Origin of the sequence: Enterobacter cloacae complex sp. 370H10 (genome assembly GCF_050031535.1) — a bacterium.
Lineage (GTDB): Bacteria > Pseudomonadota > Gammaproteobacteria > Enterobacterales > Enterobacteriaceae > Enterobacter > Enterobacter intestinihominis.
On sequence record NZ_JBLGWG010000001.1, the window covers coordinates 3,081,435 to 3,096,397 of the forward strand.

General features: G+C 53.0%; 12 protein-coding genes. All 12 read right to left on the bottom strand.

Translation table 11 applies throughout. The features are described 5' to 3' along the window. Positions 1–27: 27 nt before the first annotated feature. Positions 28–588: a sugar O-acyltransferase gene (locus ACQG2Q_RS15315; RefSeq protein ID WP_063849690.1), complete on the bottom strand. Its 561-nt coding sequence runs from the start codon at positions 586–588 to the stop codon at positions 28–30. Then, positions 589–1,623 carry an MraY family glycosyltransferase gene (locus tag ACQG2Q_RS15320; protein WP_063849691.1) on the bottom strand — a complete coding sequence of 345 codons (1,035 nt, stop codon included), beginning with the start codon at positions 1,621–1,623 and terminating at the stop codon, positions 589–591. It lies immediately after the preceding gene. Next, on the bottom strand, positions 1,623–2,567 hold the full coding sequence (locus ACQG2Q_RS15325) for an NAD-dependent epimerase/dehydratase family protein (protein ID WP_063199128.1): 945 nt from the start codon (positions 2,565–2,567) through the stop codon (positions 1,623–1,625). The genes ACQG2Q_RS15320 and ACQG2Q_RS15325 overlap by 1 nt, the downstream gene beginning before the upstream one ends. Positions 2,568–2,618: 51 nt before the next feature. Then, entirely contained in the window at positions 2,619–3,701 is a 1,083-nt protein-coding gene (gene rfbB, locus ACQG2Q_RS15330) for a dTDP-glucose 4,6-dehydratase (RefSeq protein WP_063849692.1), read from the bottom strand. 354 nt (positions 3,702–4,055) lie between these two features. Further along, positions 4,056–4,952 (bottom strand): GalU regulator GalF, encoded by an 897-nt coding sequence (gene galF / locus ACQG2Q_RS15335; protein WP_063849693.1) that lies wholly within the window; start codon positions 4,950–4,952, stop codon positions 4,056–4,058. Positions 4,953–5,126: 174 nt separating this feature from the next. After that, positions 5,127–6,518 (bottom strand): colanic acid biosynthesis protein WcaM, encoded by a 1,392-nt coding sequence (gene wcaM, locus ACQG2Q_RS15340; protein WP_096216813.1) that lies wholly within the window; start codon positions 6,516–6,518, stop codon positions 5,127–5,129. A 12-nt stretch (positions 6,519–6,530) separates the two neighbouring features. Further along, entirely contained in the window at positions 6,531–7,751 is a 1,221-nt protein-coding gene (gene wcaL / locus ACQG2Q_RS15345) for a colanic acid biosynthesis glycosyltransferase WcaL (RefSeq protein ID WP_063849695.1), read from the bottom strand. Continuing rightward, positions 7,748–9,028, bottom strand: a complete 1,281-nt coding sequence (gene wcaK / locus ACQG2Q_RS15350) for a colanic acid biosynthesis pyruvyl transferase WcaK (protein ID WP_063849696.1) — start codon at positions 9,026–9,028, stop codon at positions 7,748–7,750. The genes wcaL and wcaK overlap by 4 nt, the downstream gene beginning before the upstream one ends. A gap of 15 nt (positions 9,029–9,043) precedes the next feature. Continuing rightward, a complete protein-coding gene (gene wzxC / locus ACQG2Q_RS15355) occupies positions 9,044–10,522 on the bottom strand; it encodes a colanic acid undecaprenyl disphosphate flippase WzxC (protein WP_063841326.1) in 1,479 nt (492 codons plus the stop codon). Position 10,523: 1 nt separating this feature from the next. After that, positions 10,524–11,918 (bottom strand): undecaprenyl-phosphate glucose phosphotransferase, encoded by a 1,395-nt coding sequence (wcaJ, locus tag ACQG2Q_RS15360; RefSeq protein WP_038416372.1) that lies wholly within the window; start codon positions 11,916–11,918, stop codon positions 10,524–10,526. A gap of 128 nt (positions 11,919–12,046) precedes the next feature. Then, a complete protein-coding gene (cpsG, locus tag ACQG2Q_RS15365) occupies positions 12,047–13,417 on the bottom strand; it encodes a colanic acid biosynthesis phosphomannomutase CpsG (RefSeq protein WP_063849697.1) in 1,371 nt (456 codons plus the stop codon). 108 nt (positions 13,418–13,525) lie between these two features. Next, positions 13,526–14,962: a mannose-1-phosphate guanyltransferase gene (cpsB, locus tag ACQG2Q_RS15370; RefSeq protein WP_023300545.1), complete on the bottom strand. Its 1,437-nt coding sequence runs from the start codon at positions 14,960–14,962 to the stop codon at positions 13,526–13,528. Between the last annotated feature and the right edge of the window lies 1 nt (position 14,963).

Below are 14,963 nucleotides of genomic sequence, written 5' to 3' on the forward strand. Positions count from 1 at the left end.
GTCGCCTCGTTAAAGCTTGCTATTAATTTATAAAATAGTACCGGGAGGGCATATGGCATGCTCATCCACTGTTGCACTATATCCACCCACTGTTCCCGCTTGCAGAAAAGCCGATCTCCCAATATTCGCACCACCGGCAAGATGCACGCCAACCCCTAAGTGGGCAAAATCACCAAGAGTCGAATCATGATCCACCGTCGAATGACTATTAACTATCGTACCTGCTCCTAAGGTTGAGTTTGCGCCAATAACTGCACCGGCTAAAACTACGCTCCCGCTCCCCAAGGTAGCGGACGGACTCACAAATGCAAAGGGGTGTACCAGCGTTGTAGGAGTAATACTTAAACTTTGAAGCTGATGGTGGAATACTTCTCTTAGCTTATTATTGCCAATGCCTATAGCAATATGTTTGGCAGTGTCCGCATAGAGATTAAGATCTGATGTTTTCCCAATAACATGAATCTCTGAAGTATTTAAGCACGATTCATTATCATCGAGGAATACAATATTTTCATATCCCAAAAGTCTAGCAGTTTCGTACAGCGTACGTCCATGCCCTCCAGCTCCTATAATGATCAGATCATTCATTTATGCATTCTCTTTGTCTTTGACTCCAGCCCCACATTTGAAAGCGATAAATATCAATGGTAGCCACGCGATGATGATGCCAACAATTCCATCAATTTTTGCAGAAATGATTAAGTATGCAATTGGGAACAACCACACAATATTTATTGCAATCGCCGCCAATGTTACCGGAACATGGCTCTTATATTTGCGGGCAAGAATTTGATAGCAATGGCTTGCATGTGCTTCATAAACTTTTTTACCAGCCAGTAATCTTCTAAGCAAGGTAGTAGTTGCATCCACAATAAAAATGCCAAGCAGACAAAGTTCAGCGAACAAGACATGTGAATCTAGCTTTGCAAAATAAAGAATCATCAGGCCAATAGTAATACCTAAAAAACCACTTCCAGCATCCCCCATGAAGATCCTTGCCACAGGGAAGTTCCACACAATGAATCCTGCGGCAGCCCCAGCGAGAACCAGTGCAATCATCGTCATCGCATCAGGAGAACCAGCGTTTTGGCTAAGCGTTATTATAACGACACTGCACAGAGAAAAAGTAATGGCTTGAGAGCTTGCAAGACCATTAATGCCATCCATAAAGTTATATAGATTCAACATCCACACAAGATAGACGCTTCCTATGATTATTCCAAACCATGACAAAGATACGACATAGCCAAATATATCAATATCCGGAAACGTTCCTAAGAAATAGAGACCTATTGCTGCTGCTAAGAAATGCATCAGCAAACGCCAGCGCGCAGCAATGTGTCCATGATCATCGAGAAAACCGATAACCGCAATCAATAAGCCCGGCACGAAGAAGCCTAAAAATGTCTCATGAGAGATATGTTTCGTCAGTACCAACCATAGTAATGCAGCTAATAATGTTAATACTATAGCAACCCCTCCACCGCGCGGCGTCGGCACATTATGTGAGCTTCTTTGGTTTGGCTGATCAATCACATTATTCTTGATGGCGTACAACCTTAAACCCCAGGTCATCGCGCATGAGATAAAGAATGCAAAAACGACAATCCCCAGATACAACATTATTTTTTACCTTCAATAAAATTCTTCGCTGTTTTTACCATCGTTTCCTGCAACGTAACGGGTGGAGTCCATTGAAGCTGTTCCCTTGATTTCGTTGAGTCGACTTCCAGATCGCCATACAGTTGGTCATATATACTTTTTTTCCTCATTGCTGAAAGAAAAATTTTAAGTAATACCCGAGGGAAATAAACAATCCGCGCTGTCATGCCCATCCCGGTAGAAAATGCCGTAATCATTTCTTCAGTTGAAGGATGCTCCTGGTCAGCCAAAAGATAAAGTTCATTTTTTGACTTTTCATTTGTTGTACATTCGCTTATAAAGCTCACAACATTGTCCAGTGAAACAAGGGCGCGCTTATTTTTTACTGACTTAAAAGGCAGAGGCAGGTTTTTAGACACTAACTTTAATAAGCGTTGAATATTACCCGGAGCATTTGGACCACAGATTAAAGCCGGACGAACGATTGTTATTGCCATATTACTTCCTGAAAATGCCTTGAGAAGGCTTTCCTCGGCTTCCAGCTTGGAAATAGCATAATCTGACGTTGGTCTGGCAGGTGTCGATTCACTGAAAGGGATTCCCGATGTGGAATTACCATTTACTCCAATTGAACTGACGAAGATGAAATGTTTTACGCCACAGTTTGCAGCGTCATTAGCTAATTTCATTGTCGCATCATGGTTGACACGACGAAATTCTGTCAGCGCATCTTCAGCATCATCTTTAAGGATATGAGCTCTTCCTGCGGTATGAATGACAGTATCACAACCTTGTAAAAGCGTAGTCCAATTCGTTTGAGCCGAAATATCGCCAAGATTATACTTTCCCTGTTCAATATTTTCTTCTCGACGCGTAGTGAAAATTACCTGGTGACCTGCTGATCTTAACGTTTTGACTAAAGCAGTACCGAGAAATCCAGTTCCCCCAGTCACTAAAATTTTCATTGTCGTCCCCTATCAGCTAATTAACCATATAAATATCGAGGCGGATAGCCCTTAACGATTTTGATAATTTTGTACAATCCAGGTCTTATAATTCCCGCTTTTAACGTTTTCTACCCATGTTGTGTTTGCCAAATACCATTCAACTGTTTTACGAATCCCACTTTCAAATGTTTCCGCAGGCTTCCAGCCAAGCTCAAGTCCAATTTTCTCAGCATCAATCGCATAGCGGCGGTCATGGCCCGGACGGTCAGCAACATAGGTAATCTGATCGCGATACGACCCCTCTTTAGGCACAATCTCATCCAGCAGATCGCAAATCGTATGCACCACATCCAGGTTTTGCTTTTGGTTATGTCCACCAATGTTGTACGTCTCCCCCGGTTTCCCTTGGGTGACCACGGTATAGAGTGCACGCGCATGGTCTTCAACATAGAGCCAGTCGCGGATTTGATCGCCCTTGCCGTAAATAGGCAGCGCTTTGCCGTCCAATGCATTCAGGATAACCAGCGGAATCAGTTTTTCCGGGAAATGGTAAGGGCCATAGTTATTTGAACAGTTGGTGACGATGGTCGGGAAACCGTAGGTACGCATCCAGGCACGAACGAGATGATCGCTGGAGGCTTTTGACGCTGAATACGGACTGCTGGGCGCATACGCGGTAGTTTCAGTAAAGAGTGGCAGCTCAGTTGATGCAGGATGCTCATCAGGATGCGGCAAATCTCCATACACTTCGTCGGTAGAGATGTGATGGAAACGAAACGCTTTCTTCGCCTGCTCATCCAGCGTAGACCAGTACGCACGGGCGGCTTCCAGAAGCACATAAGTGCCGACAATATTGGTTTCGATAAACGCTGCCGGGCCCGTAATAGAACGGTCAACGTGGCTTTCAGCAGCCAGATGCATTACCGCATCAGGCTTATGCTTTGCAAAGATGCGATCCATGGCGTCTTTGTCGCAAATATCGGCATGTTCAAAAGCATATCGGTTGCTATCACTAACTTCTGTTAGCGACTCCAGATTACCGGCATAGGTGAGCTTATCTATATTGACGACATCGTCTTGGGTATTTTTAATAATATGTCGCACAACCGCTGAGCCGATAAAACCAGCCCCGCCCGTCACAAGAATTTTCACGTTATCTGTTCCGTCTAGTGTATATGTCTGGATACTGGGGTTCTGAAACCTGAGTGTTTAATAACGGTTTCAGAGATTGAGCACGCTACCGCCCCTGGCTTAACAGCTACCAGTGCACTGAGCGATGTTTGATTGAATGATTCTATTTGTCTGGTTACAGACAAAAACTGGCGTTAATTGTCGTCCTAAACGTCCTCAGAAACAAGCACAAATCGCTACAAAGCTGCTGAGATTTGAATCATATAACCCTATGTAATCATTAAAATTAATAACAAAAAAACGGCAGTTGTCATTTTGGTTATGTCTTAACATCCCAAAATGATAACTGCCGTTGTTCAGGCCGTGGCAGGACTATCAGTCGTTAGCCAGCAACTTCTCAATCCGGCTTCTGAACTTCGCCCCTTCCTTCAGGTTACGCAGGCCATAGTTCACAAACGCCTGCATATACCCCATTTTCTTACCGCAGTCATAGCTGTCACCGGTCATCAGCATGGCATCAACCGACTGCTTCTTCGCCAGCTCAGCAATCGCATCGGTCAGCTGGATACGATCCCAGGCACCCGGCTCGGTTTTTTCCAGCTCAGCCCAGATATCAGCATTCAGCACATAACGGCCGACTGCCATCAGGTCGGAGTCCAGGGTCTGCGGCTGATCGGGTTTTTCAATAAACTCAACAATACGGCTCACCTGCCCTTCCGACTCCAGCGGCTCTTTAGTCTGAATAACAGAGTACTCAGAGAGATCACCCTTCATACGTTTCGCCAGCACCTGGCTGCGACCCGTTTCGTTAAAGCGTGCCACCATTGCCGCCAGGTTGTAACGCAGCGGATCGGCAGAAGCGGTATCAATGATGATATCGGGCAGTACCACGATAAACGGGTTATCGCCTACGACCGGATGCGCGCACAGGATCGAGTGGCCCAGACCCAGCGGCTGCGCCTGACGCACGTTCATGATGGTCACGCCAGGAGGGCAGATAGACTGAACTTCCGCCAGAAGCTGACGCTTAACGCGCTGCTCAAGCAACGCTTCGAGTTCATAAGAGGTGTCGAAGTGGTTCTCTACCGCATTCTTCGAAGAGTGCGTCACCAGAACGATTTCTTTGATCCCTGCAGCAACAATCTCGTCGACGATGTACTGAATCATCGGCTTGTCAACGATCGGCAGCATCTCTTTAGGAATTGCCTTCGTGGCTGGCAACATATGCATGCCCAGACCCGCTACCGGTATGACTGCTTTCAAATTAATCATTATTTCTTCCACCTTAAAATGGTTGACGAATTATAGCTTTTAAACCTGTTTTCGCCAGCATGTTTTGCCGTAAATATGAAGTAATCCTAGGTCACCCCACCACAAATTACAGTAGTTGTAATCTGAATAGATCGCGATTTCGTTCCAGGAATTGTCGCAAAATAGTCTGGATGATTACCTGTGCGGCAGCGCAAAATTCAACCGTTCCGTATTCACCACGTGTTGATCAACGCGATCAATATCCACCGAGCTCTGCCCCTTTTCATTAACCGCTTTTATGTTCGCAAGCGACAGCAACGTCTCGTTTTTAGCCATAAACTTCCCGCGCACGTCTTTGCGCAAATCGAAGTTCATCTTCAGGGCCGGTCCCGTTGTTGACTCCTGCATCACGTTGATATTACGTAAGAAAAGGTGTTGGGGTTTGTTATGCAGCTCAAGCGTTGCCCGCTGCATCTCCACGTTGGTGATGGCAACAAACGACGTGCCATTGCCGGAGGAAATCTGTATCCCGCGCAGCTTATAGGCAAGCTGTCGGTTATCCAGGCGAATATCGTTAAGTTTGAAGTTCTGCGGTATCGACAGATAATCGCCCTTGATCACGCCATAGCCAATTAGCATTCCGGCGCTGTTGACCATATCGACATTATCAATAACGAAATTATCACAGCCATAAATAGCTACTGTCGCGTTATCAATTCCGGCCTTTTTACTGAAGTCAGGGGTAATATTGCTGGCCTTGATATTACGGATCACAAAGTGTTTACCGTTTTCGACATGGACCAGCTGCCGACAGTTGCTGCCGGTGATATTCGCCACCACGAAGTTTTTAACGGTCTGCTGTTCCGGATAATCATTGTCGTACGTACTGCCGGCCAGCCCGATGCCTATGCCCCAGTTGATCTTGCCGTTGGTGCAGTTGATGTTATCGATCACGTGGTCCGAGATCAGGATGTTACGGTCGTTAATCGCCACGTTCCACTCAATCGCGTCACCCTGCAAGTGGCTGAATTTACTATTGGTAATGCGCGCACCGTCCACCTGATTGTGGAACCCCTGACGCAGGATCGCGTAGTTGGCCTGCGTCACGGTGATGTTATCGATGAGCAGGTTGCGCATCACTCGCCGCTTTTTACCGCCGATGTAGATCTGGGTGACGGGGCCGAAGCCGCTCATCGCCAGCCCTTTAATGACACAGTCGGAGCCACGCACGTCCAGCGTGATGTTATGCGTACGACCCTCACCTTCCCCAATGACCTTGCAGCCTTCCTGGAGTACAAATCGTCCGCGGCCGTTGCCCTTCAGCGCACCGCGGATCAGCAGGGTTTTGCCATCAGGAATGAAAATGCCGGTATTGATGTTTTCACAGGTTAACCCGGCGGGAACAACAACGGTATCGCCCTCGGCAAATGCCTGCCTGAAGGCGGCGATCCAGTCGTTATTGTTGTAGCGATCGACAGAAACCGTCTTCCCGGTTGCCGCCCGCGCAGCGCGGGGCGACAACAGCGGCATAGCAGCCAGGACGGATAAAGAAGAGACAAATCGGCGTCGGGTAATCTTTTTCAGCATACAACCTCAGCGTTACAGCGTTTGCAGCAGGCTCGCTAACTGGCGATTAATCACCTGCTGATTGAATTCTGCTTCAACTTTTTGCCGCGCATTTTGCAGCACAGGGATCAGCGTCTGCTGATCGATATCACTGAACGCGGCCAGACGATCCGCCAGCGCCAGCGCATTGTTTTCAGGGACCAGCCAGCCGGAGTGTTCAGAGGTGATCAGCTCCGGGATCCCGCTGTGTAACGTCGAGACCACCGGAATGCCGACGGCCATCGCCTCCATCAGCGCCACGGGAATGCCTTCCATATCGCCGTCAGCGCCGGTTACGGAAGGCAGCAGGAACACATCCGCCTCGTCGAGCATGGCCTTCACTTCGTGGCTCGGCTTGAAGCCCGGCATCTCGACCACGTCTTCCAGCTGATACTGTTCGATCAGCGTGCGCAGGCGACGCTCCCACGGCCCGATACCCAGGATGCGGTAGTGGAAGCCCACACCGCGTGCCTTCAGCTGCCGACAGGCTTCGATGGCTACGTGCAGCCCTTTCTTTTCGGTCAGGCGGGCAACAGAGATAATTTGCAGCGGCTTGCCCGGCACCTTGACAGGTCGCTGGGTGAAGCGTTCCATATCCACGCCCATGCGTGAAACGGTGATTTTCTCGCTCGGGCACCCCATGGTTTTCAGGCGCCCGGCCCACAGGTCGCTTATCGGCAGCATCATGTCACCACGGCGAAACAGCTGCTGATATTCCGGCGTGTAGTGGTTCAGCACTTCACGGCTGGAGATATCGATACCGTGGAAAATGGTGGCGATTTTGCCGTCAATCACCCCCAGCTCACGCAGTTTTGCCGCCGTGACGCCAGCCGGGCCAAAGTGAGCGATAAAGACATCGGCCCGGTACGGCTGGGCCGTTTGCCCGCAAATGGCGGATAAGATCAGGTTGCGGGCCTCCGCCCCATAGCGCGACATATTCAGCGCCCGCCACGTCGAGGCGCGATGCAGGCCGCGCAGCGTCTGTCCGGCGCGATGGCGCAGTTTGTTCATCCGTCCGGCGGGTTCGTCCTGCAACCAGCGGGTTTTCGCCTCCAGCCCATACTGGGTATACGCCGCATGGGTGTTTTGCGTATCGCCCTTTTGCAGGGCGATAATCTCCACGTCATACCCCATATCGATAAACGCGGTGATTTGGTTCAGCACAAAAGTTTCAGACGACAGCGGAAATTTCAGTAAGAAGAAACCAACCTTCATTTCCCCTCCCGGACGCGGTCGAGGACGGATTTCACCATGCCAATACCTTTTTCGCGTTCGGCTTTCACCGCCACCGCCAGACGTTCGTTGATCGCAGGCAGCTGGCCGAGCGTGTCGCCCACCATCGCACCCAGAGATCCGTCCAGCAGATGACGAATATCGACGGCCATTTCCGGCATACCGAGCTGCTGCATAATGCCCGCGGACTTGTGTTCGTAGTTAATGGCGATGGCTGGCGTGCCGAAGTTCATCGAGATAATAGCCGAGTGCAGACGCGTGCCCACGGTCAGGTCGCAGGCGGAGAGCAGCTTGCCCATCTCAAGGTCGTTCAGCTCGTCCATCACCACGTGATAGCGGGACGGATCGTTCACCAGGTTGCGCAAGTTGAGCGCCACCATACGGTCATCTTTGTTGTAGCTGTCGATACCGGTACAGGTGGAAAGCGCCAGCACCTGGTAACCGCTGTCCAGCACGCGGTTCACCACCTCGGCAAAGGCTTTTTCATACGCCGCCTGAGTCGTGCCGAGGCGTTTATCGAAGGGAGCAAGTTCACGCAGGGTAATGGCGACGGTTTTCTGTTTTGCCGCCACGTCCAGCCAGTGCTGTACCGCGTAGCTGGCCTGGAAGCTGTCATCCTGATGATCCACCAGCCAGGCGGTGTCTACGCCGTGCTCCACTTTGGTGGTGTCGATTTCGTTGCGCTTCATCATGTCGAGGCTGACCGATTCACGCAGGATCAGCGCGTCACAGTGGCCGAAGACATAGTTCGCCAGCTGGTTGAACTGCGGATCCTGGAACGGCCCGACGCTGTGGCCGATCATAAACAGCGGTTTTTTCGCCATAAAGGTGCAGAGTGCATGCTCAAACTGCGGCACGCCGTACAGGTCGACGAAGAACGAACCGCCCACCTGAATAATGGCGTCATAGCCGGACAGCAGACGCACGAAATCGGTAAAGCCCTGCGCGATGGCGATGTTGCGCAGCTTGCCGGTGTCGGTTACGCGAGAAAGCAGCACCTGATGCTGGTAGCGGCGACGCAGTACTTTCTTCACGCGCCCCATCACGCCCGCAGCGTTGTTGTGCTGTTTCATCTGGCTGTAGAGCGGGTCGCCCATCACCGGGCGGTTCAGTAACCAGGATGAGCTGACCGGATAACGGCTCATCACATCCACTTCTGTCTCAGGCTTAAGGGTGTTAATTGCATCCAATAAACCGCGCAGGATGGCGCTGTCGCCACGGTTGCCGCAGGTATGGTTGCCAAGAATAAGTAATTTCATAATGGCCTCGTAAAATTAGCCTGCGCGAAGCAGCGTTTTCATTTTTTCGTTACGGCAAAACTGGCGCTTTATCTCAACCACCAGCGCATTGCGTGACAGTACAATCATCACGCCGAATGCCAGCGCGCCTGCCGCGACCTGCACCGCAAGCAGCGCCGCCAGCGGCAGATGCCCGTTGAGCACCACGCCCAGGCCGTAGCTCACCGCCAGAGTCGGTAAGGAGAGATAAAACGGCAGCCACAGGCTGAGAATGTACTGACGGTAGCTGGAGCCCAGCACCGGTTTGATCATCACGAAGTAGCTCAGCACGGTATTGACGATCTGCACCAGCAGGAAGCCGAGCGTCACGCCAATGGCGCCCGCCATGTGACCGCCCACAATAATTGCCGGAATAAACAGGAAGGTTTTAAACACGTTGAACTTGAAGCTGATATCCACGCGCGCCTTCGCCATCAGCAGAGAACCAATCGGATTCCCCACCGAGCGCAGCAGCCCAACAACGCACAGCAGTTGCAGGATCGGGATGATGCTGTTCCACTTCTCGCCAAACACCAGCGGTACGAAATTGCTGGCGACCACCATCAGCCCCAGCAGTACCGGGAAGTTGATGATCCCCACCACGGAGAGCAGCTTGTAAAAGTTCACGCGCAGCTTCTCTGTATCGTCCTGAATTTTGGCGAACGCCGGGAACAGCACGCGGGTAATGATTGGGTTGAGCTTCATCGGCGGGACAACCGCGACGTTATACGCCAGGTTGTAGCCACCCGCGACGCTCGCGCCCAGAATGCGCGCCAGCACCAGCGTAGAGAGGTTAGTATTCACATAGTTGATAATGCTGTCTGCCGTCAGCCACGCACCGAAGCGCAGGTTGGATGAAACAGACGCCAGCGAAAAATGCAGTCCCGGGCGATAAATCTTACGGCCGAAGAAGCCAAACAGCAGCGTGCGCACGGCAGAGTTAACGAGGTAGCCGAGAATGGCGGTCATCGCCAGCGGCCAGAAATGGGCGCTGACCACGGTGAAGGTAAAGCCCGCCAGCACGGCGCTGGTTTCAATCATGCCGATCTTGTTGAACTCCAGCTCTTTCTGCATCAGCGCGCGGAACTGCTGCCCGTGCGGGATCACCACGAAAGCAAACGACAGGGTGCGCATCAGCGGCGCCAGGTCCGGGTTATGCAGCACGCTGGCAATCACATCGCTCAGCAGGAACACCAGCACAAAGACGAAGATACCCAGCCCGACGTTAAGCCAGTAGAGAGTGGTCAGCTCAAGATGGCTGATCTCTTTGCGCTGGATAATGGAGTTGGCGATACCAAAGTCCGACAGCGTATCGGCCAGGGCGATAATCACCAGCGAGACGGTCAGCAGACCAAACTGGTGGTTATCGATAATGCGCGCCAGCACCGTCATCTGCACCAGGCCGAGGCCAATGATGACGATGGTGGCCATGGCTGACCATTTTGCGCCGCTGATGGTTTTTTCTCGTAAGCTCATCTTAGTACGCCGCTTTGTTCACGAAGCCTTTGAAAATGGTCAGAAAAACAATCTTGATATCGAACCAGAGGCTCCACTCGCGGATGTACTCCAGATCGAACTCGATGCGTTTTTCCATTTTTTCCAGCGTGTCGGTCTCGCCGCGCCAGCCGTTGATCTGCGCCCAGCCGGTGATGCCTGGCTTCACCTTATGGCGCAGCATGTAGCCTTCAATCAGGGTACGGTACTGCTCGTTATGGGCCACGGCGTGAGGACGAGGCCCGACGATGGACATCCCGCCGGTGAACACGTTGATGAACTGCGGCAGCTCATCGAGCGAGGTACGGCGCAGGAAGTTACCCACGCGGGTGACGCGCGGATCGTTCTGCGTCGCCTGGGTCACCACCTTGTCGTTCTCCATCACCTTCATGGAGCGGAATTTCCAAACCATGATCGGCTTACCGTCCATGCCGTAGCGGGTCTGACGGAAGATGATCGGCCCCGGAGAGCTGAGCTTCACCGCCAGCGCAATGCAGCACAGCACCGGGGAGATGAGCAGCAGGATCAGGGACGAAAGTACGATATCCTCCACGCGCTTCAGCACGCGGTTAATCCCCGACAGCGGCGTGTCGTACAACGGAACAACCGGTACCCCGTTCACCTCTTCAATACGGGAGTGGAGAATATTGAAGGTAAACACGTCAGGGATGAGGATCACCGAGCAGGTGGTATCGGCAAGCTCGCGCATCAGTGTCTTGATGCGGGATTCATCTTTCATCTGCATGGCGATGTAGACGTTGTGAATTTTGCCGGCTTTCGCGTCTTCTATCAGCTGTTCGTAGCTGCCCGCCCAGTCAGATGGTACGCCGCCGGGCTTCGCGTCGTGATAAACCCCCACCACTTCAAAACCTAACCACGGCTCTTTGCGGAAGCTGTCGAGCAACACCTGTCCCACCGGCAGGTCGCCCGCCACGGCAACAAAGCGACGGTTATACCCACGGTTGCGCAGCCAGCCCGCGCCAAAGCGGATCAGCGAGCGGCAGACCACCATGCCAACGCTGGTTAACAGATACCAGCAGAGATAGGTCACAAGCCGATTATCAAAATCATGGCTGAACGCCACCAGGCCTGCGCTGAAAATCAGGCTTAAGGTCCAGTTCTGGAGCAGCAGCATCAGTTCGGTGGTCATTTTGACGCCACGCCATGAACGATAGAAATCGGTCATGCCGCCGATCATCTGAAACACCACCAGCGCAATCAACGCCATCAGCAAGTGCATGTATAAGAACGACTGCCCGCTGACCCAACACACCGCCCACAGTCCGCCGACCATGATGGTGATATCAGAAAAACGCTGCACCATAGAGATTAACGATGCATTCGTTCTCGCTCGTTCGCGCTTTTTTAGATTTGTCATCGTTGTTCCTTTAGTTCTAAACCTTTCCCCTCGCCCCTCACCCCGGCCCTCTCCCCAAAGGGGAGAGGGTGTTCAAGTTCCCTCTCCCCTTTGGGGAGAGGGTTAGGGTGAGGGGTAAGGTTTTCTTTTTACTGATTCAACAGCGCCAGAATGTCCTTCGTTCGGGCTTCCATCAGCGCGGTATCGGCGCGGGACTCAACGTTCAGGCGCACCACCGGCTCGGTGTTGGAAGAGCGCAGGTTGAAGCGCCACTGCGGGAACGCCATGCTGATACCATCCGTACGGTCAATTTCCAGCGCATGAATGGCAAAGTGCTGTTCGACGCGGGCGATGGCCTCAGCGGGCTGTGCCAGTTTGCTGTTGATCTCCCCGCTCGCCGGGAAGGCCGCCATGCGGTCGCGCACCAGTTCGCCCAGGCTCTGTCCTTTCAGGCACAGCAGCTCAGTCACCAGCAGCCACGGGATCATCCCGCTGTCGCAGTAGGCAAAATCACGGAAATAGTGGTGGGCGCTCATCTCGCCGCCGTAGATGGCGTCTTCCTCGCGCATACGCTCTTTGATAAACGCGTGGCCGGTTTTGGACATTACCGGCTCGCCGCCCGCGGCCTTCACCACGTCGACGGTGTTCCAGGAGAGGCGCGGATCGTGAATGATCTTCGCCCCCGGATTTTTCTCAAGGAACGCTTCCGCCAGCAGGCCAACGATGTAGTAGCCTTCGATAAACTGCCCTTTCTCGTCGAACAGGAAGCAGCGGTCGAAATCGCCGTCAAAGGCAATACCCATATCGGCGCCGTGCTCAATCACCGCGTTGCGGGTGTCGTCGCGGCACTCCGGCAGCAGCGGGTTAGGAATACCGTTCGGGAAGTTGCCGTCAGGCGTGTTGTGCACTTTGACGAAGGTCACCGGCACGTTCAGCGCCTTAAAGCGGGCTTCAAGTGCATCGACAACCGGGCCTGCCGCGCCGTTGCCGGAGTTAATCACCAGCTTCAGCGGTTTGAGGTTCGCCACGTTGATGTAGCCCAGCAGGTGGTCGATGTACTCTTTTTGCAGGTTGATCTGCTTATAGCTGCCGCGCTTCGCTTCGTTCACCGGCGGGAAGTCGTTGGCCTCGGCCAGACGCTGCACATCGCGCAGACCGGTGTCGCCGCTGATAGGACGCGCGCCCTTGCGCACCAGCTTCATGCCGTTGTAGTCCATCGGGTTATGGCTGGCCGTCACTTCGATACCGCCGTCCACGCCCAGGTGGAAGGTGGCAAAATAGATCTCTTCGGTACCGGAAAGGCCAATGTCCAGCACGTCGACGCCCGCGTCCTGTAGCCCTCTCGCCAGCGCCAGCTTCAGGGATTCGCTGGTGAGACGCACGTCGCCACCCAGCACGATAGTTTGTGGTTTCAGGTATTCGCCGTACGCGCGGCCGATGCGCCACGCAATGTCTTCGTTCAGCTCTTCGCCCAGCTTGCCGCGAATATCGTAGGCTTTAAAACAGGTTAATTTTTCCATGATGACCCCTTTTTCAGGCAACAGTTGGCCCGCCCGTTAACAGGCTTAATTGTTTTTTATTCATTCGTAGGCCGGATAAGCGAAGCGCCATCCGGCGTTAAGACGGCGCTACACCCGCCCGTAGCGGTCCTGGAAGCGCACGATATCGTCCTCTTCCAGATACGAACCGGAACGCACCTCAATTAAGTCGAGTGGAATTTTCCCCGGGTTTTCCAGGCAGTGCGTGGCACCCAGCGGAATATAAATGGACTCGTTTTCACCGAGCAGCTTCACTTCACCGTTGATGGTCACTTTGGCGGTTCCCGCCACCACTACCCAGTGTTCGGCGCGGTGATGGTGCATCTGCACCGACAGCCCTTCACCCGGCTTCACGGTGATGCGTTTCACCTGGTAACGCTCGCCAGCGTCGATGGAGTCATATTTGCCCCACGGGCGGTAGACTTCGCGGTGAATATGGTGTTCGTGGCGGCCATCGGCCTTGATCTTCTCCACCACTTTTTTAACGTCCTGCACGGCATTACGGTCGGCAATCAGCACCGCGTCTTTGGTCTGCACGACCACCAGATCTTTCACCCCTACCGTGGTGACAAGGCCAGATTCGGCGTAGACGTAGCTGTTTTCCGTTTTGTGGCTGATCACATCACCGTGATGGACGTTACCCTCCGGGGTATGCGCGCTAATCTCCCACAGTGACGACCAGGAGCCAACGTCGCTCCAGCCCGCATCCATCGGCACCACTACCGCATCTGCCGTACGTTCCATCACCGCATAGTCAATGGACTCTTCCGGACAGGCGAGGAAGGCTTCTTCGTCCACGCGGATAAAATCGAGATCCGGATCCACCACCGCCATCGCTTTTTCGCAGGCATTTAAGATATCCGGGCGATATTTTTCCAGCTCTTCCAGATAGCGACCGGCGCGGAACAGGAACATACCGCTGTTCCAGTAGTATTCACCGCTGGCCACGTAGGCCTGGGCGGTTTCCAGATTCGGTTTTTCGACAAACTGCGCCACATCAAAGGCCACGCTGTCGCCTTCACCAGGCGTAACGCTGCCGCGGCGAATGTAGCCATAGCCGGTTTCCGGAAGATCCGGCACGATGCCGAAGGTCACCAGCTTGCCGTTCTCAGCGTAAGGAATCGCCGCGCGAACCGCGTCGCGGAAGGCGTCTTCCTGCTGAATAACGTGGTCAGCCGCCAGCACCAGCATCAGCGGGTCGCAGTCCGGGCTGCTGCGTTTTGCCGCCAGCGCCGCAAGAGCAATAGCAGGCGCGGTGTTGCGTCCGGCAGGCTCCAGAATGATATTTTCGGTCAGTTTATTCAGCTGGCGCAGCTGCTCGGCAACGATAAAGCGGTGCTGCTCGTTACAGATCACCACCGGGCTTTCACACTCCACGCCGTGCAGACGGTTAACCGTCGTTTGCAGCATGGTGAGGTCGCCCTTCAGGCACAGAAATTGTTTTGGATAAAGCACGCGGGACAGTGGCCACAACCGGCTCCCGGATCCACCCGCCATTACGACCGGATACAAAGTGGTTTGACTCATG

Coding starts and splice junctions, on each gene's coding strand:
- galF (WP_063849693.1), bottom strand. CDS start 4,952: ATGATTAATTTGAAAGCAGTCATACCGGTAGCGGGTCTGGGCATGCAT.
- wcaL (WP_063849695.1), bottom strand. CDS start 7,751: ATGAAGGTTGGTTTCTTCTTACTGAAATTTCCGCTGTCGTCTGAAACT.
- wcaK (WP_063849696.1), bottom strand. CDS start 9,028: ATGAAATTACTTATTCTTGGCAACCATACCTGCGGCAACCGTGGCGAC.
- ACQG2Q_RS15320 (WP_063849691.1), bottom strand. CDS start 1,623: ATGTTGTATCTGGGGATTGTCGTTTTTGCATTCTTTATCTCATGCGCG.
- ACQG2Q_RS15325 (WP_063199128.1), bottom strand. CDS start 2,567: ATGAAAATTTTAGTGACTGGGGGAACTGGATTTCTCGGTACTGCTTTA.
- wcaM (WP_096216813.1), bottom strand. CDS start 6,518: ATGCTGAAAAAGATTACCCGACGCCGATTTGTCTCTTCTTTATCCGTC.
- cpsG (WP_063849697.1), bottom strand. CDS start 13,417: ATGGAAAAATTAACCTGTTTTAAAGCCTACGATATTCGCGGCAAGCTG.
- wcaJ (WP_038416372.1), bottom strand. CDS start 11,918: ATGACAAATCTAAAAAAGCGCGAACGAGCGAGAACGAATGCATCGTTA.
- ACQG2Q_RS15315 (WP_063849690.1), bottom strand. CDS start 588: ATGAATGATCTGATCATTATAGGAGCTGGAGGGCATGGACGTACGCTG.
- cpsB (WP_023300545.1), bottom strand. CDS start 14,962: ATGAGTCAAACCACTTTGTATCCGGTCGTAATGGCGGGTGGATCCGGG.
- wzxC (WP_063841326.1), bottom strand. CDS start 10,522: ATGAGCTTACGAGAAAAAACCATCAGCGGCGCAAAATGGTCAGCCATG.